The organism is Costertonia aggregata (assembly GCF_013402795.1).
Taxonomy (GTDB): domain Bacteria; phylum Bacteroidota; class Bacteroidia; order Flavobacteriales; family Flavobacteriaceae; genus Costertonia; species Costertonia aggregata.
The window spans coordinates 892,033-915,478 of the sequence record NZ_CP058595.1; the positions used below are offsets into that span (position 1 = coordinate 892,033).

General features: G+C 37.9%; 17 protein-coding genes. 2 read left to right on the forward strand and 15 right to left on the reverse strand.

Annotated features, from left to right (window positions below; genetic code table 11):
• The 4 genes from HYG79_RS04100 to HYG79_RS04115 are packed head-to-tail and all read right to left on the reverse strand — an operon-like array spanning position 1 to position 6,851.
• Complete coding sequence (locus HYG79_RS04100; protein ID WP_179240894.1) at positions 1 to 531, reverse strand: DUF3341 domain-containing protein; 531 nt, start codon at positions 529 to 531, stop codon at positions 1 to 3.
• Positions 532 to 533: 2 nt separating this feature from the next.
• The gene (gene nrfD, locus HYG79_RS04105; protein WP_179240895.1) at positions 534 to 2,279 is read right to left on the reverse strand and encodes an NrfD/PsrC family molybdoenzyme membrane anchor subunit; all 1,746 of its coding nucleotides are present in this window, start codon (positions 2,277 to 2,279) and stop codon (positions 534 to 536) included.
• Between the two features lie 28 nt (positions 2,280 to 2,307).
• A complete protein-coding gene (locus HYG79_RS04110) occupies positions 2,308 to 5,454 on the reverse strand; it encodes a TAT-variant-translocated molybdopterin oxidoreductase (RefSeq protein ID WP_179240896.1) in 3,147 nt (1,048 codons plus the stop codon).
• 32 nt (positions 5,455 to 5,486) lie between these two features.
• Positions 5,487 to 6,851 (reverse strand): cytochrome c3 family protein, encoded by a 1,365-nt coding sequence (locus tag HYG79_RS04115; protein WP_179240897.1) that lies wholly within the window; start codon positions 6,849 to 6,851, stop codon positions 5,487 to 5,489.
• A 231-nt stretch (positions 6,852 to 7,082) separates the two neighbouring features.
• Between HYG79_RS04115 and HYG79_RS04120 the strand changes: the two genes are divergently transcribed.
• Positions 7,083 to 7,448 carry an SPOR domain-containing protein gene (locus tag HYG79_RS04120; protein WP_179240898.1) on the forward strand — a complete coding sequence of 122 codons (366 nt, stop codon included), beginning with the start codon at positions 7,083 to 7,085 and terminating at the stop codon, positions 7,446 to 7,448.
• 79 nt (positions 7,449 to 7,527) lie between these two features.
• Here the strand turns inward: HYG79_RS04120 and infB are convergent, their stop codons facing one another.
• The 3 genes from infB to rimP are packed head-to-tail and all read right to left on the reverse strand — an operon-like array spanning position 7,528 to position 11,986.
• Positions 7,528 to 10,239: a translation initiation factor IF-2 gene (gene infB / locus HYG79_RS04125; RefSeq protein ID WP_179240899.1), complete on the reverse strand. Its 2,712-nt coding sequence runs from the start codon at positions 10,237 to 10,239 to the stop codon at positions 7,528 to 7,530.
• Positions 10,240 to 10,281: 42 nt separating this feature from the next.
• The gene (gene nusA / locus HYG79_RS04130; RefSeq protein ID WP_179240900.1) at positions 10,282 to 11,514 is read right to left on the reverse strand and encodes a transcription termination factor NusA; all 1,233 of its coding nucleotides are present in this window, start codon (positions 11,512 to 11,514) and stop codon (positions 10,282 to 10,284) included.
• 10 nt (positions 11,515 to 11,524) lie between these two features.
• The gene (rimP, locus tag HYG79_RS04135) at positions 11,525 to 11,986 is read right to left on the reverse strand and encodes a ribosome assembly cofactor RimP (RefSeq protein WP_179240901.1); all 462 of its coding nucleotides are present in this window, start codon (positions 11,984 to 11,986) and stop codon (positions 11,525 to 11,527) included.
• Between the two features lie 164 nt (positions 11,987 to 12,150).
• Here rimP and HYG79_RS04140 point away from each other — a divergent pair, with 164 nt between their 5' ends.
• On the forward strand, positions 12,151 to 13,491 hold the full coding sequence (locus tag HYG79_RS04140) for a cation:proton antiporter domain-containing protein (RefSeq protein ID WP_179240902.1): 1,341 nt from the start codon (positions 12,151 to 12,153) through the stop codon (positions 13,489 to 13,491).
• Positions 13,492 to 13,757: 266 nt separating this feature from the next.
• Here the strand turns inward: HYG79_RS04140 and HYG79_RS04145 are convergent, their stop codons facing one another.
• The 8 genes from HYG79_RS04145 to HYG79_RS18255 form a co-directional block, all read right to left on the reverse strand.
• Positions 13,758 to 16,073, reverse strand: a complete 2,316-nt coding sequence (locus HYG79_RS04145; RefSeq protein ID WP_179240903.1) for a GumC family protein — start codon at positions 16,071 to 16,073, stop codon at positions 13,758 to 13,760.
• A gap of 2 nt (positions 16,074 to 16,075) precedes the next feature.
• Positions 16,076 to 16,840, reverse strand: coding sequence for a polysaccharide biosynthesis/export family protein (locus tag HYG79_RS04150; RefSeq protein WP_179240904.1), 765 nt, complete (start codon positions 16,838 to 16,840; stop codon positions 16,076 to 16,078).
• Positions 16,841 to 17,035: 195 nt separating this feature from the next.
• Positions 17,036 to 17,755, reverse strand: coding sequence for a WecB/TagA/CpsF family glycosyltransferase (locus tag HYG79_RS04155; RefSeq protein WP_179240905.1), 720 nt, complete (start codon positions 17,753 to 17,755; stop codon positions 17,036 to 17,038).
• Positions 17,752 to 18,849, reverse strand: coding sequence for a glycosyltransferase family 4 protein (locus HYG79_RS04160; protein ID WP_179240906.1), 1,098 nt, complete (start codon positions 18,847 to 18,849; stop codon positions 17,752 to 17,754). The genes HYG79_RS04155 and HYG79_RS04160 overlap by 4 nt, the downstream gene beginning before the upstream one ends.
• Before the next feature lie 90 nt (positions 18,850 to 18,939).
• Positions 18,940 to 19,836 carry an SGNH/GDSL hydrolase family protein gene (locus HYG79_RS04165; RefSeq protein ID WP_179240907.1) on the reverse strand — a complete coding sequence of 299 codons (897 nt, stop codon included), beginning with the start codon at positions 19,834 to 19,836 and terminating at the stop codon, positions 18,940 to 18,942.
• A 42-nt stretch (positions 19,837 to 19,878) separates the two neighbouring features.
• Positions 19,879 to 21,021, reverse strand: a complete 1,143-nt coding sequence (locus HYG79_RS04170; protein ID WP_228027932.1) for an MBOAT family O-acyltransferase — start codon at positions 21,019 to 21,021, stop codon at positions 19,879 to 19,881.
• A 301-nt stretch (positions 21,022 to 21,322) separates the two neighbouring features.
• Complete coding sequence (locus HYG79_RS04175) at positions 21,323 to 22,225, reverse strand: glycosyltransferase family protein (protein WP_179240909.1); 903 nt, start codon at positions 22,223 to 22,225, stop codon at positions 21,323 to 21,325.
• Entirely contained in the window at positions 22,222 to 23,439 is a 1,218-nt protein-coding gene (locus HYG79_RS18255; protein WP_394367008.1) for an O-antigen ligase family protein, read from the reverse strand. The genes HYG79_RS04175 and HYG79_RS18255 overlap by 4 nt, the downstream gene beginning before the upstream one ends.
• Positions 23,440 to 23,446: the final 7 nt, after the last annotated feature.

Below are 23,446 nucleotides of genomic sequence, written 5' to 3' on the forward strand. Positions count from 1 at the left end.
TCAATGACTGTTTTTTTCTGATACACTTATTTCTACCGCACCCGTATTCAACAACAACTCTTTTAGTTCGTTTTCATTATCGTGCAATTCTATCTCCATTACAAAATGGTCATCCGTTGTTCTAACATCTGGATTTTCAGCTTTTTTGAACGGCCACAACCTACTTCTCAAATAAAAAGTAATCACCATTAAGTGAGCTGCAAAGAATACGGTAAGCTCAAACATAATCGGAACAAAGGCAGGCATGTTTTCCAGGTAACTAAAACTTGGCTTACCACCTATATCCTGTGGCCAGTCCTCTATCATAATATAATTCATCATTACAATGGCTACCGTGAGGCCAACACAACCATACAAAAAGGAAGTTATCGCTATTCGTGTAGGAGCCAAACCCATTGCCTTGTCCAAACCATGTACAGGAAAGGGGCAATATACCTCTTCGATGTGATGTTTAGCGGCCTTTACCTTTTTAACGGCATGCATCAACACATCGTCATCATTATAAAATGCCTGTATAACTTTAGATGCCATATCTACTTTTTGTTATTTAACAATATTGCTTGACCTGCCCAATCGTCACGTTGTGCCCTGCCTGGGAAAGATTCAGTTATAGAATCCAACAAATCATATTCCTTTTTGGTCATTCTACCTACTTGGGCAAATGTGTAGATACCGATTTGGTTTAGGGTCGCCTCCATCTGCGGACCGATACCTTTTATTTTCTTTAAATCGTCTGGTGTCTCGGTCGTGGAATCAAAAGTACCGATAGTACTTAAAAGTTCGTTCACACCAACTTTATCGCCAACCGTAGGTACTGGTTCGCCCATTAGAACATCGTCTGTGATTGTTTCTTTTTCAGCAACTACGCCTTTTCTTTCTATAGTATACAATGGCTTACCGGCATCACGGAGCTTTTTATACTTTGAGCCCGATGATTTCAAAATCGATTTTACCTCTGCTTGAGCGATTACAGGAAAAGTTCTTGCATATAAAAGGAACAATACAAAGAAAAAGCCTATCGTACCGATAAAAATCCCGATATCCACAAAAGTGGGAGAGAACATTGTCCAAGATGATGGCAAATAATCCCTGTGCAAAGAAGTTACGATAATCACGAATCGTTCGAACCACATCCCAATATTCACGACAATCGAGATAAAGAAAGAAAACATGATACTGGTCCGTAATTTCTTGGACCACATGAACTGCGGGGAAAATACGTTACAAGTCATCATAGCCCAGTAAGCCCATGCATAAGGACCTGTCGCCCTGTTCAAGAAAGCGTATTGCTCATACTCAACACCGGAATACCATGCCATGAACAATTCGGTTATATAGGCACACCCTACTATTGAGCCCGTAATCATAATCACGATGTTCATCAACTCAATATGCTGTACGGTTATATAAGCTTCGAGACTACATACCTTGCGCATGATGATAAGAAGGGTATTCACCATTGCGAAGCCGGAAAAAATTGCCCCAGCAACAAAATATGGAGGAAATATGGTAGTGTGCCATCCGGGTATTACCGATGTAGCAAAGTCAAACGATACGATGGTGTGTACAGAAAGCACCAATGGTGTGGCCAGACCGGCCAATACCAACGAAACCTCTTCAAAACGTTGCCAATCTTTGGCACGACCGCTCCATCCAAAGCTTAATAGTCCATATATTTTTTTCTGAAATGGTTTAACGGCCCTATCACGAATCATAGCGAAGTCAGGCAGTAGCCCCGTCCACCAGAATACCAAAGAAACCGATAAATATGTAGATATCGCAAATACATCCCATAACAATGGTGAGTTAAAGTTTACCCATAAAGAACCAAATTGATTGGGAATAGGCAATACCCAATACGCCAACCAAGGTCGGCCCATGTGTATAATCGGGAAAAGACCCGCTTGAACAACCGAGAAAATGGTCATCGCTTCCGCTGAACGGTTAATGGCCATTCTCCATTTTTGGCGAAACAATAACAATACCGCAGAAATCAATGTTCCTGCGTGACCGATACCCACCCACCATACAAAATTAGTGATATCCCAGGCCCAGTTGACCGTTTTGTTCAATCCCCAAGTACCGATACCTGTGGATATTGTATAAATAATACAACCTACTCCCCAAAGAAAAGCGACCAAGGCGATGGAAAAAACTATCCACCAGTGCTTATTGGCTCTTCCTTCCACTGGAGCGGCAATATCCACGGTTACATCGTGGTAGCCTTTGTCTCCAATAACTAAGGGTTTTCGTATAGGTGCTTCGTAATGCGACGCCATATTTTATAGTATTGTTACTTGCTTATTATTATGCTTCGTTGGTGTTTCTCACTTTCACATGGTAGAATACGTTAGGTTTTGTACCCACATGCTCCAACAAATGATACATACGGTCACTTTCCTTTAATTCAGCAACCTTGCTCGTATCATCGTTGATATCCCCAAAAACAATTGCTCCACTGCTACATGCCGATGAACAAGCCGTTTGAAACTCACCATCTGCAACAGGACGGCCTTCTCTCTTCGCATCCAAAATAGTTTTTTGGGTCATTTGTATACATAAAGAACATTTCTCTATTACCCCTCTGGAACGCACGGTTACATCGGGGTTGATGACCATCTTACCCAGATCATTGTTCATATGGTAATCAAACTCATCATTATTATTGTATAGGAACCAATTGAACCTACGTACTTTGTACGGGCAGTTGTTGGCACAATATCTTGTTCCAACACATCTATTGTATGCCATATGGTTTTGACCTTGGCGACTGTGTGATGTTGCCGCAACAGGACAAACCGTTTCACAAGGCGCATGATTACAATGCTGGCACATTACCGGTTGAAAGGCCACTTGAGGGTTAACAGAAGGATCTTCCAACTCCCCAAATCCCCCTAAAGAACCTTTATCGCCTGTAAGACCATCAAATTCATCTTTCTTGGTATTATCACCTTCAAAAGTTTCTTCCGATGAATAGTATCTGTCAATACGCAACCAGTGCATATCCCTTGATTTTCTTACTTCTGCCTTACCTACCACAGGTACGTTATTTTCCGCATGACATGCGATAACACAAGCTCCACAACCCGTACATGCGTTCAAATCTATTGACATGTTGAAATGATGCCCTATTGAACGGTCAAAACTATCCCACAAGTCAACGGTTGTAGCGGGTACTTCTTGATGATCTAAAGACACCACAGGCACTTCGTTCCATTCTCGAGCATCTTTGGTATTAAAGATTTCCAAGGTAGTCTCTTTTATGATATCACCCCTACCCATTAATGTTTTATGCAACTGAACACATGCAAATTCATGCATGCCAGCTGATTTCTCTATAGATACCGGTTGTACGCTCTTGAACCCTTGGTATAGAGGATAAGCGTTAACACCCGTCTGCATTTCTTCTTTTAAACCTATTGTTTTACCATACCCAAAAGAAAGTCCTATCGAACCTTTGGCCTGGCCGGGTTGAATGATTACCGGAACATTATCAACGCTAACACCGTTGACCGTAATTTTTGCATAGCTTCCATTTAATCCACCATCGGCAACGTTCATATTTTCAAATCCAAGCTCTTGGGCATCTGCTTTTGAAACGGTAACATAATTGTCCCAAGAGACCCGTGTTATAGGATCGGGAAATTCTTGCAACCAAGGATTATTGGCCTGTTGACCGTCTCCCATACCTACTTTGGGATAAAGCGTAAGTTCCATCCCTTCACTTGGGGTGTCAGCCAAACTTCTAATGGCCGAAGCGATTGGAATTGCAGACGTCGTTGTTTCATCAGAAGCCATCACATCCATTTGCTCCTTATCATCAGCGGCAGAAACATTTGTCGGGTCGGCTAACACTGAAACTTCGTTGGCCACTTTAAATACACCGTCATGTAGTGCTTGGTTCCAACTACCTCCATTAAGTATAAAGGTACTCCAAGTCTCTTTTATATAATCGTAATATGTTTTATCACTGCCCATCCATTGCAACAGACAGCTTTGAAATTGACGTGTATCAAATAACTCTTTTATGGTAGGCTGCATCAAACTGAAATGTCCTTTCTTCATTTCCGCATCACCCCAAGATTCTAAATAATGATTGGATGCAGCTGCGTAATTAGAAACTTGAGCAGTCTCATTATTCGCTTGTGTAAAGGCAATAGACAAATCTACATTCTTCATACCCTCGGCAAAGTCGGACGCATTGGGTAAAGTGTACATGGGATTTACACCATCCATAAACAAAGCACCAACTTTCCCAGCTTTCATATCGGCAATTAAACCGTTTAAAGCTTTCACATTGCCCTGTCTTGTGTATTTTGGGGATTTTGAATCAAAAGCTTCGCTTCCCAGCATTTCGTTTATGGCCAAGACAACCGTCTGAGCATTGACATCGTCTATACCTGTAACTACTACGGCACGTTTTTTATTTTTCCCGATTTGAGTCACCAAGTTGTCCAAGGCTTTATCAACGGTGTCTGGCAGCTCTCCACCAACGTTGGTACGGTTTAGTTTACCGTATAATTTCGCTAAAGCGATTTTTTGTTGTGAAGGCGTCAAGGAAATACGCTTATCAGCATTTGCCCCAGTTAAGGACATGTTTGCTTCTAGCTGAACATGTCTTGACATTTTCCCATTGGCCGGAATCCGTCCTTTTGCATAACCGCTGTCGTAACCACCACCCTGCCAGTCTGAAAGGAAATCCGCACCGAAGGACACAATCAAATCAGCTTTTTCAAAATCATAATCCGCCAAGGCCCTTTCCCCATATCTGGCTTCAAAGGCATTTAATGCAGCATCTTCGGCAATGGCATCGTAGGTTACATGGTTCATATTACCATATGCAGCCTTAAACTCAGCCATCAATCTAGCGGTTGAAGGGCTGGCATATGTTTGCGTTAATAAAGCTATTTGCTTACCGCCATTTTTCAACGAAGCCAGTTTAGCTTTCACTGTAGCGTCCAACACTTTCCACTCCACCGGTTCACCATTTGCCGTAGGGCCTTGCAATCTCTTACTGTCGTACAATGAGAGAACAGAAGCCTGAACCCTTGCATTTGCCCCACCGTTTATTTTGGCATCGGTATTGTTTTCTACCTTGATTGGCCGACCCTCACGGGTCTTTATCAAAATACTGGCAAAATCAAAACCATTAGCTATCGTAGTGGCATAATAGTTGGCAACACCAGGAACTATACGATCCGGTTGAACCACATAAGGGATCGATTTGATAACCGGGCCCTCACAAGCAGCGACCGTTGCTGCAGCTGTACTAAAACCAACATATTTCAAGAAATCCCTTCGATTGGTAGAGCCTGTAGACAGGTTTTCCTTATCCCCCAAAAACTCATCCACAGGAATAGCTTCCGCAAACTCATTTTGTCTTAGCGTCTCAATAATGGAATCGTTCGGATTTAATTCCGCTTCGTTTTTCCAATATTTCTTGTTTGATGCCATACGTATATCTCTGAATTATCTGCTTAATATTATTAATAGTGGCACTTTCCACATTCAAGACCACCCATTTGTGCGGCCGTTAATTTATCAACGCCATATTTTTTGGAAAGTTCATCATGAATTTTGGCGTAGTATTCGTTACCCTCGACTTTTACATTTGTCTCTCTATGGCAGTTGATACACCAACCCATGGTCAACGGAGAATATTGATACATGATTTCCATTTCCTCTACCGGTCCGTGACAGGTCTGACATTCAATTCCTGCAACAGAAACGTGCTGGGAGTGGTTAAAATAAGCCAAATCAGGTAAATTATGGATTCTTACCCATTCCACCGGCTGTGATTCCCCTGTGTATTTTTGGTTCTCTTCGTCCCAACCAACAGCTTTGTATAATTTCTTTATTTCGTTCGTGTAGAATTCATTGGTATACCCGTTGGCCAAATCTTCTTGACTGGGACCTTCGGCTGTTCCCTTATACTCGTAAATGGATTTATGACAATTCATACAAACGTTTAACGATGGGATACCCGAATGCTTTGAAACCCTTGCGGAAGAATGGCAATACTTACACTCAATTTTATTGACACCCGCATGTATTTTATGGGAATAGTGAATAGGCTGTATGGGTGCATACCCCTGGTCTACCCCTACCTGCATCATCCAACCGTAAGCGAAATATGCACTACCCAACAACAAGAAAACAACCGATACCAAAACCAAAAATTGATTCTGTACAAATGCCTTCCAAATAGGGGTACGTTTTTCAGCCTTTTCTTTTTCGACAACGACGCCATTGGCTTCGGCAATTCTTCGCAACGTATTGTTCACCAAGAATAACATTACAACCAACAAGCCAAAAACAAGCACCAATGCGCCTAAAATCACTTCGTTTGAAATTCCTGAACCTCCACCAGAAGGCACACCCTCAGCCACAGCACCTGGAGGTGGTGGTGGCGCAGCCGGTGGCGGTGCGGCCGTGTAGGCCAAAATATCATCAATATCCGCATTGGACAACGTAGGAAACGCGGTCATCGCCGCTTGGTTGTATTCGTTGTAGATCTTGATGGCATAAGCATCACCAGAAGCGATCATTCCGGCACTGTTCCTAATCCATTTGTACAACCATTCCTTATCCAAACCTTCCTCTTCATACAATCTCGTTTCCACATTTGCCAATGCAGGCCCAGTCATTTTACGATTAAGCGCATGACAAGCTGCACAGTTTTGGTTAAAAAGAGATTTTCCTTTAGCGGCATCACCAACAGAAGCTTCTGTCTGCTCACCCTCAGCAGGTGTTTCCTCTTGAGCAAACATAGAAACAGAAAAAAGTAGGAATACTACTAAGCTGATACTTAAAATTTTAGAGATTTGATTGCGGTAAGAAACCTTTTTCATATGAATTTTATTTCTATCAAAATCTTGGCATGATAATAGTAATACTAGGTTGTCGGCACAATTATCGAATGCTCAAATTGAACGCAAAAATACGACATAGACTTTATTTTGGAAATCTTAAAGTATTGATAATTTATAATTTATAATTATTCTAAATAACGACCGAATCTTTTGTTTAACCTTTAAAAAAGTACTTTTGTACCGTAGGAATTTTAAACAATTACAGGTAATATGAAAACATTAGTCTTTCCGTTGGTTTTTGTTGGTTTTTTCTGTTTTGGAAGTGCCCAAAAGGGTCAAATACATATTGAACAAGATGAAAAAATTGATGAGTTAATAGAAATTTACAAGTCCACTAACGAAGATGATGGTTTTTACACGATTCAAGTTGGCTTTGGGTCGTTACAAAAAGCACAGCGCATCAAAAATAATGTAGATACAGATTTTCCCGGTTGGAACTCAAAGATAAAATTTGAAACACCCAGTTACCGGGTTCGTGTGGGGAAATTCAAAACCAAACTTGAGGCTGAACGAAAATTTAACGAGCTTAGAAAAAAATATCCTGAAGCCATGCTTCTTAATCCAGAAAAAAAATAGGATTATCCCATAAAGTGTGTAAATAAAAAAACAGCGGTGCATACCCCGCTGTTTTTTTATTTAATTCGATTACTTTTCTCTATTTGGATTTCAGCTTTTTCTTTACTGCAACTTCTTGGTAGGCTTCTACGATATCAAGCTCCTTAATGTCATTGTAGTTTTTAATCTGTAGTCCACAATCATATCCTTTGGCAACTTCTTTGACATCGTCCTTAAAACGCTTTAAAGAAGCAAGCTCACCAGTGTAAATAACGACTCCGTCACGTATTAACCTAATATTCGAACTTCTGTATATTTTACCACTGGTTACCATACACCCTGCAATGGTACCAACTTTGGAGATCTTGAAAGTCTCGCGTATCTCGGCAGTACCGGTAATTTCCTCCTTCATTTCCGGAGAAAGCATACCTTCCATAGCGTCTTTAAGGTCGTTAATGGCATCGTAAATGATAGAGTACATTCTGATATCGATTTCCTCCTTGTCCGCTATTGACCTAGCATTGCCCATCGGCCTCACGTTAAACCCGATAATAATAGCATCTGATGCTGTGGCCAACAGTACATCTGACTCGGTGATTGGGCCAACTCCTTTGTGGATTACGTTCAATTGAATTTCATCGGTGGACAACTTCTGGAAAGAATCCGTTAAGGCCTCGACAGAGCCGTCCACATCACCTTTGAGTATAATATTCAATTCCTTGAAATCACCTAATGCGATACGGCGACCGATCTCGTCCAATGTAATGTGACGCTGCGTCCTAACGGATTGTTCACGTTGCAACTGACTTCTTTTAGTCGCTATGTTCTTAGCTTCTCTCTCATCTTCAAATATAGAAAACTTGTCCCCTGCCTGAGGAGCACCATCAAGTCCTAAAATTGATATAGGGGTTGCCGGGCCGGCCTTCTCTATATCCCTACCACGTTCATCTTGCATGGCTTTTACCTTACCGCTGCATGTTCCTGCCAGCACATAATCGCCTACTTGTAGGGTACCCGCCTGTACCAAAATAGTGGAAACATAGCCCCTGCCCTTATCCAGGAAAGCTTCAACGACCGTACCAGAAGCCAATTTATCGGGATTTGCTTTCAATTCTAAAAGTTCAGCCTCCAATAATACTTTTTCCAGTAGTTCTTTGACACCCTCCCCAGTTTTGGCAGAGATATCATGGGATTGTATTTTGCCGCCCCAATCCTCTACCAAGAGGTTCATTTGGGCAAGACCTTCCTTAATTTTATCTGGATTGGCAGTTGGCCTGTCTATTTTGTTGATAGCAAAAACAATCGGAACACCAGCTGCTTGGGCGTGACTTATGGCCTCTTTGGTTTGCGGCATAATATCGTCGTCAGCCGCAATTACGATAACGGCAATATCGGTAACCTGGGCACCTCTTGCACGCATGGCCGTAAAGGCTTCGTGACCAGGTGTATCCAAGAACGTGATTTTTTGTCCGTCTTCCAGAGTGACCCCATATGCACCAATATGCTGGGTAATACCACCGCTCTCGCCGGCGATAACATTTGCTTCACGCACATAATCCAACAATGACGTCTTACCATGGTCTACATGGCCCATTACGGTTACAATCGGAGCTCTGTGCTTCAAATCCTCAGGGGCATCTTCCTCTTCAACAATGGCCTCTTCAATATCCGCGGTTACAAATTCAACTTCATACCCAAATTCATCGGCAACTATAGTGAGCGTTTCAGCATCCAATCGTTGGTTCATGGTAACCATAATACCCAAGGACATGCAGGCAGATATGATTTGCATCGGCGAGATATCCATCATGGTAGCCACTTCGTTTACAGTTACGAATTCAGTTACCTTTAGGATTTTGCTTTCCAATTCCTGCTGTTCAAGATCCGCTTCGGTTTGTTGCCTGTGCTGATCCCTTTTGTCCCTTCTATATTTGGCTCCTTTACCTTTTTTGGATTTACCTTGCAGTTTTTCCAAGGTCTCCCTTACTTGTTTTTGAACTTCCTCTTCGGTAGGTTCACTTTTGGAAACTGTTTGACGTTGACCTATACCTTTTCTACCAGGAGTTCTTGTGCCTTTTGCGCCACCTTGGTTATTGTTTCCTGTATTGCTTACTATTCGTCTCCTTCGTTTTTTTCTATCACCTCCCGCATCTTTGCTTTTAGGCGCTTCTTTTTTCTTTTTGGGCTTTTCAAACTTGGAAAGGTCAATTTTATCTCCTGCAATTTTAGGGCCTGAAAGTTTTTTGTATTGGGTTTCTATAACTTCTGGCTCCTCAACTTTGTCTTCCTCGGTTTTTTTAACCTCGACAGCCTTTTCCTCAGCTTTTACTTTGGTTGATTCAACTTCTTCCGCAACCTCTTTAGCAACCTCTTTTTGAGGTTCTTGCTTGACCTCTTCCGGTTCGGGTTTTTCTTCTAAAGTTGTCTCCTTTACCGGTTTCTTTTTCGCATCCAAATCTATTTTACCAACAGTTTTGGGGCCGGCAAGTTCAGCCTTTGCTTTTACGATTTCATTTGCGGCAGCTCTTTTTTCGCGCGCGAGTCTTCTTTCCTCCTGCTCTTGCTCTAACTGAACCCGTATCGCCTCTTTTTCCTTCCGCTTCTCTTCACCGACTTCCTTGGATGCAACTTTCTTGCTCATATCCGTTTGGAACTCATCCAAAAGCACTTGATATACCTCATTGGAAATTTTCGTGGTGGGCCTAGCCTCCACATCGTGACCTTTGGAAGATAGAAAATCTACCGCCCTGTCCAATGAAATATTAAGCTCTCTCAGAACTTTATTAAGCCTTATTGTTGCAGTTTCTGCCATAAAAAATTGTTCCTGTACTTATAATTTTTTGCTAATATATAGCTAATCTTCTAATTCTTCTTTTAGTATACGCACAACTTCTGTAATTGTTTCCTCTTCCAGATCTGTACGTTTTACCAAATCGTCAACGTCTTGTTCCAGCACGCTTCGTGCCGTATCCATACCTATTTTCTTGAATTCCTCGATAACCCAACCTTCAATTTCATCCGAAAATTCGGTAAGCTCTACATCTTCCTCTACCCCTTCGCGGAAAACATCTATCTCGTAACCCGTTAATTGACCCGCCAAGCGTATGTTATGACCTCCACGACCTATGGCCTTTGAAACTTCCTCAGGTCTTAGATATACCTGAGCCGTCATTTTTTCGTCATCGAGTTTGACCGATGATACCCTAGCCGGACTCAAGGCCCTGGTCACCAACAATTGTGGATTACCAGTCCAGTTGATGACATCTATATTTTCATTGCCCAATTCACGAACGATACCGTGTATTCTTGACCCTTTCATACCTACACAAGCACCTACCGGATCAATACGGTCATCATAGGAATCAACGGCCACCTTTGCTTTTTCACCTGGAATACGTACCGCTTTTTTAATGGTGATCAAGCCATCGAAAACTTCGGGTATTTCCTGAAAGAAGAGCTGCTCCAAAAACTTAGGGGAGCTTCTGGACATTATGATGGAAGGTTTACTTCCCTTCAATTCCACACTTTCAATAATCCCACGCACGTTATCCCCTTTTCTAAAAAAGTCAGAAGGGATCTGTTTGTCCTTCGGAAGAATAATCTCGTTACCTTCGTCATCCAACAAAATAATGGCCTTATGGCGAATATGGTGTACCTCAGCGGTATATATTTCGCCCTCTAGGTCCTTAAATTGCTTGTATATTGTGGTATTATCGTGCTCATGTATTTTGGAAATCAAGTTTTGACGCAACGCCAAAATAGCCCTTCGCCCCAAATGCATCAACTTCACCTCTTCGGATACATCTTCACCGACTTCAAAATCAGGTTCGATTTTACGTGCCTCGGACAATGATATTTCTTCGTTTGGCTCTTCTACCTCACCATCCTCAACAACTACACGATTTCTCCAAATCTCCAAATCTCCCTTATCCGGATTAATGATGATATCAAAGTTATCATCAGACCCAAATTTTTTCTTTAAGGCATTTCGGAATACATCCTCCAAAATTGCCATAAGTGTTACCCTGTCTATGAACTTATCGTCCTTAAATTCCGAAAAGGATTCGATCAGCGCAATATTCTCCATCGTGTTTTGATTAAAATTTTAATACAACTTTTGCTTCTAATATATCAGAAATTGCAATTTCCTGCTTTTTCTGGACTGTAACTTTACCCTTTCCAACGGGCTTGGGCTCTCTTGCCTTCCACTCCAGGGTTATCGTTTCGTTTGTGGCAGCGGTAAGGTTTCCCTCAATTTGATTTTCCGGAAGCTTAACCTCTAATTTTCTACCTATATTTTTTAAGTACTGTCTTGGATTTACGATAGGGGAAGCCGCTCCTGCTGAAGCTACTTCTAAAGAAAAATCCTCTTCTTCCCTATCCAAATTATGCTCTATGGCCCTACTGACCAACATACAGTCCTGAACGGCAACACCTTCATCACCATCGATTATAATTTTTATCTTGTTGTCCGATGTTATTGAGAAATCAATCAAAAAAAGTGATTTGTTTTCCTCTAGAACATCATTTAAAAGTTGCGTTACCTTATCCTTCAACATAAAATTTATCGAATAGAAAAGGGGACAAATTGTCCCCTATGAATACTATTATATCCTTTCAGTGATGCAAATATACAACTTTTTTTATTTTTTCTACGTTAGATGGTATATCTAAATCAGATATGGGATAAAACCTGTATATTCAACCACCAAACCACTTGACCATGGATATTTTATCTTCTTATAACCTAATCATTGAAGCATCGGTAATCGTTATTCTTTCTTTTTGGTTTAACGGTATTTCCAAAAAAACAAACATCCCTTCTGTACTGATGCTCATTATATTGGGCATTATACTTCAATATGTTTTAAAATATTTTGTGCCCGAAGCAATGGATTTTTCCGGAGGCCTGGAACTATTGGGTATAGTAGGGCTGATCATGATTGTTTTGGAGGCCGCACTAGAATTGGAACTAAAGCGTGAAAAACTGGTTCCCATTCTTAAATCAATGGCCATCGCCTTATTGGGACTGGTGGGCTCCGCTTATGTAGCAGCTTTGATTTTGCACCAGTTCATAGAGGGTATGACCATGCAATCCGCTTGGTTGTATGCCACACCGCTTTCCATACTTTCAAGTGCGATCATTATTCCCAGTGTCAGCGGACTCTCTGAGGAAAAAAAGGAGTTTCATATTTATGAAAGCACTTTCTCCGATATTATGGGGATTATGATGTTTTATTATCTGATCGGCGGACTAAACCCCGCAGAAGATGCCGGAGTTGCGGGGTTTGCCGGCAATCTGGTTTTAACGGTTGTTATAGGTCTGGTTGCTAGCTATGCCATTATTTTGATATTTCAGCAAATAAAGAGCCAGGCTAAACTGTTTTTATTGATAGCCGTGCTATTGTTATTATACGCCATTGGGAAAAAGTTGCACTTATCGTCATTGATCATTATCCTGATTTTTGGACTCGTTATCGCCAATGTCAAATTATTTTTCCCCGGTAAAATGGCTGTCTTTTTAGAGGATGAAAAAATAAAGCAAATTTATCATGAGCTACACATCATCACATTGGAAACCGCTTTCGTGGTCCGTACCTTTTTCTTTGTGGTCTTTGGATTGACCATCGTTATTTCTTCTTTATTCAGTTTTAATGTGGCATTGATAAGTGTACTTATTGTTGTTTCAATCTACATTATCAGGTTTTTGATTCTTCGCGTTTTTATAGGCAAGGATATTCTACCCCAACTTTTTGTTGCCCCAAGGGGATTGATTACCGTTCTCCTATTTTATGCGATACCCACTAAAGCACAGGTAGCTAATTTTGAATCGGGCATTTTGCTTTTTGTCATTATAGCCACTAGTTTGATCATGACCTGGGCCATGATAAAAGACAAGAGGAAAATGAAAACGATTTTGGATGAAATTGATGAAGAATATATGGAACGCAATAAGACAGAGGATATTTTGAGGGAAAAAGCTTCAGAAAGTCCTTCAATGGATGATGTGGTGGAAAATGATACACCCGATGGTTTGAATCCCGAAGACAAACAAATGGATTAAAATAAACCATTAACTGTATACTAGAAGTTCGTAGTTTTGAACAAAAGAAAAAAAAATTAGAGAATGGTTTGTTACCTTGAACGAGACACAAATAAGAATCGCTACTACTGTTAAGATTTCTCGTCATTAGTTCCTCGCTCTTTCGAAATGACAACGCTCTACACTCTTCTAAAGTCTATAGAAGCTAAACTGCAATGGCAATTAAGGATTTTGACCCTAATTAAAGATAATGTATCGGGTATTTCCTATTCAACTATGCCGCAAATTTAGTTTTTACTACCGTAACCGTATTCGTAGCCGTAGTTATACCCACTTTTTTTATTGAATGTTATATCATTCAAAACAAAAGCCATATTTTTCAATTTTTTATTTTTATGTAAATCCTTTGAAAACTCGATTAAACGCTTATCAGTAAAGTTTGCCCTTGTTACAAAAACGGTAATATCTGCATACTCGGACATAAGAAGTGTGTCAGCCACCAAGACTGTGGGCGCAGTATCGACTATTACATAATCATAATGCTTTCTTGCAAGGTCTAAAAACTTTTCGAAATTTTCATTGGCAATTAACTCCGATGCATTCGGCGGTATAGGACCGCTAAAACAAATTTCGTAAAATCTATCGTGACCTTTGTTGACACATGTTCTCCAATCTATGTGTGGATTGTATAGAAAATCTGAAAGTCCGGTAGTATTCTTATCAATATCAAAAAAATTATGTAATTGAGGGTTACGTAAATCTGCGCCTATCAATAGTACTTTTTTTCTAAGACTGGCGTAAGCCATGGAAAGGTTATGGGCTATAAATGTTTTACCCTCTCCCTTTATCGCTGATGTTACGTAAATAGTCTTGCAATAATTATCTGGTTGTTTGGGCAGGAGAAAATTCACGTTGGTGCCTAGAATCTTAAAAGATTCCGCTCTAATAGATCTCTCGTTGGCCTCAAAAAAACTATTTGGATTTTTTATCGAGGGAATTTCTGCCAATACTGGAATATCTGAACTTAGTTTTTCCAAATCGGCTTTACTCTTGATTTTATCGTCCAATGAGAATTTTACAAAAAGAAAGCCAAAAGGAACCAACAATCCCAAAAAAAGGCAAACTGCATAAACAATCGGCTTTTTTGGGGAGATAGGATTCATCTTGGTCAAACCGTAATCAACGACTTTGACCGAGGGTGCGGTAACGGCAAAATTGATAGCAGCCTCTTCACGTTTTTGTAATAATATGAGGAAAAGGTTTTCCTTGATGCTTTGTTGGCGCTCTATGGCCCTTAGAGTCATCTCTTTTTCCGGTAATTCAGAAAATACGGTTCCGGCCTTAAATTGCTGTTGTTGCATTTGGCCAAGAGAAATATTGAGTTGGTCTTGATATATATCTACGGTATTGACAATGTTAAGTTTACCCCTTTTCAACTGATCGGAAAGAATCTTCACAGTTGGGTTGTTCAGTCCTGCACTGGTAATTAGCTTTTCTCTCTCCAGTGCCATTTTATTGTATTCCGAGACCAAACTATTAATACTATTGTTCTCCAATCCTATATCAGCGGGCAGAAGGTCGTATGATGACTCCTTTACGAGAGCCTTTTTCAATAATTTCGATAAAGCGATCTGGGTCTCTATCTCAAAAACATCATTTTCGGCAATTGATTTTTGCTGCATGGTAATACCGGCATCCGCTTCAATGTAGGATAGATTGTTTGATTTTTTGAAGTCTTTTTTGCCAGATTCAATAGAATCTAATTCTTCGGTTAGAAAAATGAATCTATTATCAATAAAATCGATAGTTCTTTTCGAAACCAACTGGCGGTCAAGTATACCGTCTTGATCAAATTTGTATATAATACCGTTTAGTATGGCTTCGGAAAGTTCCGGACTCTCACTTTTCAACAACAATGAAAGGACTTCACTGTTTTTATTGGTAGTATTTACCTCTAAGCGTTTTGATAAATTAAGAACGGTCTCTTTCTTTTTATTTATGACGACTTCAAAATTTTTACTTCTGAATTGAGAAGCAAGTGCTTTGCTTTTTAAGCGCACCTCAACAGGAAAACGTGTTTTATCGAAAATAGTTACAGATGAATCAAGAGCTTGAACAACTCCTTGATCATCACTAATCTTGGGAGGGCTGGTCTCAAAAGACACGTCAAATATGACATTGGTTTTTAGACTATCGTCCGGAAACAGTTTTACGATATCGAAAGGAGCCTTAAAAATTCTCCTTGTCTTGATATTTCCTACCTCGTAATATGAAATTTCAAGATCAAGGGAATTCACCACCTGCTGCAACAAACGATAGGATTTGAGCACCTCAATCTCATTGTCCATATTTATTTTGCTGCCACCGGTCAAAGCAGATAAGGGATCAGTCGCGATATCAAGCTCTTTACTGTCATCAATGATCTTTATCTTAGCTGTTGACTCGTATATCGTAGGTGCATATCGCAAATATAAAAAACCAAGTATAAAGGAGATAACGATAGCCAACAAGAACCAACGCCAATACTGAGCGTATTTTTGTACGTTCTCCTTTATTTTGAACGACTCCTCTTCATTATCCAATACATAATATGATTCTTTCATTTTTATCTTGTGATTAAGACTACCGAAGTCAATATTAACGATGCAATAGTCAAAACAGTACCTGCATTACCTATGAAACCTGCACTTTTAACTTTAGGGTTGTTCGGGTTAACTACAATTACATCATTAGGTTTAATATAGTAGTACGGGCTACCGAACCAATCGGCGGTCGTAAGATCAATACGCGCTATGTTGCGGACACCACTTTCTTCACGTATAATCAAAATGTCTTTGCGTTCCCCATTTATGGTGAGATCTCCCGCATAACCCAACGCTTGGGGCAAAGATATATTTTGTTCGGTAAATGTGTAAGTGCCCGGTACTTTTACTTCTCCCAACACGGTTACTTTGGCATTCAATATTCTTACACTGACCGTAGGGTCTATTAGATGCCCTCCTTTTTCCAAACGTTTTTGTAAAGCAATTTCAAGGTCGTCGATAGTTTCCCCAAGGACCTTGATTTTTCCCAATACCGGAAAATCTATAAAACCTTCGTTGGATACCAAATAACCTTGTAGTTGTAGCACATCTAAATTTAAATTGACCCCAGCTGCCGATGATTGTACATTGTAAGGATAGGTCGTTTCAGGAACAGAAGCACCGACCACGATACTCAAAATATCGTTGGGCTGTATTTTTGAACTGTTATAAATTATATTCTCGACCGAATGGGCCTCAGCGTCCTGAAAATAGAGAACGTCTTTTTTGCTCGCACAAGATTGCAGAATCATAACCACAAATGCTGAAATGAATATGTTTTTGTTCATATGATTAATATATATATATATCGATAATCGAATTTACTTATTATTGCATGATATAAAAATTAGATGCATATCTTTTCGATACGATGCGCACTCTAAGAACAATTAGTTTTGACATCTTGACAATTCAATAAAAACAACAAAACCTAAAAGGTCAAATCAAAAAAATCGATACCGCTGAATAATTTCAATTATCAATTAAAGTAATCTTCTTTTAAATAATTTGAAAAAAATAACTTCTGCAATGAATTTTGGGGTCGATACTAAGTTACGTTTTGCCAAACGCTTTGGTTCTTTTAAAAATCTTGGTAACCATTCCAATCCCAAATTAATCCATACTTTGCCTGGTCGTTTTATTGTACCTGCATAAAAGTCAAAAACCGCACCAATAGAACAAATTATATCTGCATCCAGGTTATTTTTAAATTCGTATACCCACTTTTCTTGTTTGGGAGCGGTCATCCCCACAAATAAGACATCAGGTTTAAAATTATTGACTCTTTTGCACATTTCAACACTATCTGCTTTATCAAAAATAGCTTTATAGGGCGGCGAATAAGAACCTACCCTTAGGTTTGGATACTCTTTAGAAGTATTTTCTTTTATGAAATTCAATGTTTGCTGGGAAGCCCCAAGAAAAAAACAGGAGCCGTGAACAGAATTCAAATAATTCATCAAATGTATAAAAATATCATATCCAGCAATTTTTTTGATTTTTTTACCCTTTAAAACTTTTGTCGCCCATACTATACCTATACCATCAGCCAATAATATATCAGAATTTTTCAGAGCCTCTGCGAAATAGTTATCCTTCCTAGAAATACAATAAGAATGAGGGTTTATCGTATTTATGATAGTTTTTTCCCTTATTGGCAACTCTAGATAATCAGTATAAATTTTATATCCTAAAAGATTCATGAAACGAGTTTATCAACAATATTATGAAAATTGGATTCAAAAATTTTCAATGTGAAATTTTCTTCATACCGCTTTCTGCCGTTATCTCCCATCTTCTTTCGCAAGACAGGGTTTACGATAAGAATTTCCAATTTTTCGGCCAAGGCTTTAGAATCATGTGACGGAACCAAAAAACCTGTAACATTATCCAGTACGACATCCGGTATGCCACCTTCATTTGTAGAAATTACCGGGAGATTGAACTGCATAGCTTCTAAATTTACAAGACCAAAGGTTTCGTCGTATGATGGGAAAACGAAAATATCAGCTTTTGAGTATTCGTTTTCTTTGTCATTCCCATATTTTTTACCAACGTATGTAACTTTATCGTCAATTTCCAATAAACTTATTCTTTTGGCTAGGGTCGCAGTATCAATATCCCCCTCCCCGCCAGCCAAAATACATTGGAAGGGTAAATTTTTATCCTTCAAAAGCCTGCAAGCATCCAATAGCGTATATATTCCTTTGGAAATTAAGAGATTTGACAAAAATAGAACCATTACATTTTCGCTGTTACCTTTTTCAATAGATCCTGAATTTTGTTTTCTGTTCTCTGGGATACCATTAGGGCAATAATGAACGTTTGCTTTTGAAACATATTTAGATATATCGTAATATAAATGTTCGGATAATAAAATTACTTCGACATTTTTGAATATTAATTTATTTAAGATGTTATCCAACCATTTATCTTGATGCTTATCTATCCCTTTATTGTGAAAGTGATAAACCACTTTCACACGCATTAGCTTGACAATAAGAGCTATTAATGCATCTTTATAAAAACCCGCACCTGTCGCTGAAATCGTGATATAAATCAGATTTGGACGATATTGTAATACATTTTTGATTGTAAAATAAAGTATATTCAAATAACGAATTATTTTTTTGATACCTCCTTTACCTATTTCAGTAACACTGGCAGACGTGCTTAAATTAATGTACGTACAATCAAAAGAAGCGTTGATAAGCTCACTATCCCTAATGTGCTTGCCTACCATAGCAGCTCCATGTATAGGCGGAGGGTAATGCAGAATAAATAGAATCTTCTTCATGCGCTAAAAGTATGAGATGAAATTGTTGCAGATTTTAAAATTTGATTATTCTTTACTCCTAGATATTAATGTGCGATCAATTACTTTCAATTATTTTTCACTAATTTTTAGATAATGAATCAATTTTTCAGTTATCACACTCTGCCCTTCCGGATTTAAATGTATGGGGTCATAAAACAAATCATATTCTTTTGACCATGGTTCTTGTAGATTTAGGAACTCTACATTATCAAATTCTTTGGAAAATGCATCAAAAAGAGCTATTGTTTCATTATATGCCGGTTCTTGAACCTTGGTCAACAAAACTATAGTAGGAACATATAACAGTATAACCCTAATATTCTTTTTTGCGAGCAGATCCAGGGTTTCTCTTAAAACCTCAATATTATAATCTGTATTTTCAATTTTCCTGTAATCTCCATTTCTAATGTTGGCCCTTAGATTTTCAACATCTACTTTTCCAAATTTTAAATTCGTCCATTTACCAAGATACCCTCTAAAAGAACTGCTTATCAAAAGCTCATCATACCTTGAGGTTTTGATTATTTTTTTACTTAGATATTCGGAAAGATCACTGTTTTTACTAACGTAGCTATCTATGACGGAATCGTTCAAAAACGGATAAAATAACTTATGAGAATTATTGCTAAGCCCCTCACTTGTAAATGTCCAAGCATCAATGCCGTATATCAACGTGTTTATCTTCTTATTTTTTCTCAATACTTGTTGGGTCATTATTTTACGATCAGTAACGTTAACACCTTCTCTAGTGTATTTTGAAACCCCTACCCCCAATTCTCTTTCCATTTTACGTTTGTCCACACCAAGCATTAAATGAGAATGTCCCACCAAGACAATCTCGGTATCATCATTTAATCCGTAATATTTTTCGAGACCGTTCAATAAAAATTTGCTTATGCAAAAATCAAGAATAAAAAATAGGGCTGTAAAAGCAATTAATTTTAAGATGAAATTTTTGTTGTACATACTACTCTCCGCTTTTTTTAATCGTATTTGTATTCAAATTTTTCAAAATTGAAAGTATATAAAGGAATTAGATGACATACCCAATAAAGATATGCCAAGCAATAGTGTTAAATACCATATCATTTGCAACCAAGGGTTTATCTTTGACCTTGAAAAATAAAGTGAACTGATACCTTTATATTGTGAAATCTGAAACACAAGCAAGAATATTATCAATACGATGGATAATAAAAAGGTTACCATAGATGATCCGATATAAAATTTATCGCTCCAATCGATAAATATTTTTCTAGTTATTGAAAAAGCATCACGAACAGAACTTGCCCTAAAATACACCCATGCATAGCATACGATCATGAACACCGATGCTATCTTGAAAAACTTATATATTACTGTTCTTTTTATTTTAAGAATCCTAAATTTTTGTAAAAGTAAATCCCCCCAGCTCTCAAAAAAATAGAGAAAGGCATGTAAGAGCCCCCATATAATAAATGTCCAATTCGCACCATGCCAAAAACCACTCACCAAAAAAACAACAAGAATATTGCGTAGCCATTTTATATATTTTACCCTACTACCGCCAAGCGGTTTATACACGTAATCCCCAAACCAAGATGAGAGTGATATATGCCACCTTTTCCAAAAATCCGATATTGACGACGCAAAATATGGCAGGTTGAAATTTTGCATCAATTTAAAACCCAAAATACGTGCGGCCCCTATTGCCATATCCGAATAACCACTGAAGTCACAATAAATTTGAAAAGCAAAGAATAAAGTGGCAACAATCAAGGTCGGCCCCGAATATAATTCAGGATGCTCATAAACCTTGTCAACATAAATGGCCAACCTGTCCGCAATGACTACTTTTTTGAATAATCCCCATATAAAAAGTTTAGAACCTTCTATAAAATTCTCTTTGGAAAAAGAGTGCTTGTTCTTTAACTGTTCCAATAAGTTTGAGGAACGTTCAATTGGCCCTGCTACCAATTGTGGGAAAAAGGAGACGAACGTGCCAAAACGCACAATATTGTTTTCGATTTTTGTATTACCATAGAATACGTCCAAAGAATAGCTCAATGCCTGAAAAGTAAAAAAGGAAATACCCACCGGAAGGATTAGCTCTAGATAAGAAAATTTAATATTGGCACCGGCAATGGCCATAAACCCATTTATATTATCCAAAAAGAAATTGGCATACTTAAAATATAAAAGAGGGACCAATGACGTTGAAATCGCGAGGAATAGCCATATTCGCTTTTTTGATTTATGACTTGCCGAATGTATTCTTATACCAGAAAAATAATTTATTACAGTAACCCCCAACATAATAAAAGCAAAGTCCCAACGCCATGAAATATAAAATATATAAGAACTTATAAGCAACAAGAAAATCCTGTATTTATAAGAAATATTGAAATACAAAATACTTGTGACTAGAAAAAGAAATATAAATTCCCATGAGTTAAATAGCATTCATCAAAATTTAAAGTTTCTCAATATGCTTCTTAAATTTGTCGATTATTCTCCTTGTCAAAGAAAATTTAGACTTAAAATCTGTAGCAATATCCCTATTAATAACCAAAACCTTGTCAAAGGAAAACCTCCTATTTACCCCGCTATCCAAAGGTGTCTCAAATTTGGTGACACCAGATGTATGTGTCGCATCTTTACCAGACCCAATACTATTTATTTTAGAAGATGAAGCAAAAACTGTCAACATGTTATTCTTAAATTGATGGTAACACAATCTAATGGCCCAAGAGTCAATCTTGCCGTTCATTTGATTTTTTAACATCCACGGCATATCACTACCAATGTTATAAAAAGCAAATACATTCTTATAGTTTTTTTTAAATTTATTATAATCAGAAACTTTCCAGTCTACCTTATCCCACCTATCTTTCCACATACCCCATCCCCAAGATGAAGCTCTTTGACCTAAATAATAATCTTTTTCATAGTTTTTCAATGATGGAAGCTTTAATGTATAACCAGATATAGATATAATTTCATGTACATCTTCATAAAAATCAAGTGCTTGATTCATAAAATCCAAAAAATTAGGAGAACTCACGAGATCATCTTCAAGTACGATTAATTTACCCTTAATATCGAGCACCTTCGTTACACCATTGATAACAGAATGGGCCAATCCCTTATTTTTGTCCGATTCAAAAAAATGAACTTTTTTGAAACCATTTACGTTTCTTAAAAACTTTCGAACCTCCAATATTTTTTTTTCGTCATGAAGATTCTTGGGGCCATCAGAAAAAATATAAAGCTCGCTATCAGCTGCTAAGTAATTATTTTCAAGAGCTCTTACCGTTTGCCTGGTTTCAGACAAACGATTGTAAGTGAACAAAACTACAGGTGCAAACTCTCTCATATCCCAATCAGTGGTTTGGATTTTGTACTTACCACTCTATATCTACGTTCCTCTATTGAAACCATAAAATACCAAAACAAAAATGAAATCATAATAGTAGGCTGTACTAAAAAACTTTCAAATAATCCGCCAAGAAGGACAGATATAATAATTATCACCAAAAAATATTGCTTTTTTCTTTTTAAAAATTTTACCAAATAAGCACAAAAAAAGAAAAACCCAACTAACCCACTTGCACAAAACACCTCTATATATGAAGAATGAAAATATAAAAATTCAAGTCTTTGAAAGTAATAATTGTAGCTAATATTATTCTCTAAAATTGTAGTATTCAAACCGAAAATTCCGTGCCCCAAGAAAATTGAGGTTTGGGTATAGTATTCATAGATGTAATACCATATTACGCTTCTCCCAGTAGTGAAACCTGAGATGTCCTCAGCCAAAAGATATTCGCTAGTGAAAAACATAAAAAAACCTCCCAACAGTAAAAATAGTATGATGTATAGATAGTTTATTGCCAAATTTTTTAAGTATGGAAACAAACTCAGTAGGGTAAAAATCAGTAATATAAATTGTGAATTTCTTGAGTTTGATAATATTACCAATAAAAGATATAGAAAATACAAAACTAGATAAAACTCCCTATTCCTTACCCTTTTCATTACAAGAAATAAGTTTGCGATTGCTGCCACACATGAAAAAATACCAAGTTGTAGATAATTTTCGTAAAACAATCCCAAACCACTCCTATCTTCAAGAGTATGCCATATCTCAAATGAAAAAACAACAGATATAAATGTCCAGAATACAAAATTAGCATTCATTGCAATAACCAAATACTTAAAAAAGTGTATGTGGGGCCTAAAATATTTTTTTCTAAATTCAAGGGACAACAGATAGAAAAAATATATGAAAACTACGAATAAAATATTGTTTTGGATCAATTGTATGTTGAGTCCTTTGTCTAAAACGGTATAAAAAGTAAAACACATACAGAAAAACCAAAAAATCAAAATCAAACTATGACGCTTCGCAAAATTTATGAATTGAAAAATTGATTTTTGACACGATATTATTCCAAGTATTGCTGTTGCCAATTTCCCATATTTACCTATCAAAAAAATATTTATATTATAGGTTATTGCATTCATGACCAAAAAGGTAATGAACAAAAAAAGTAGCATTATATGTTTCTTTTTGCTTAACAAAATCATTTAAAGA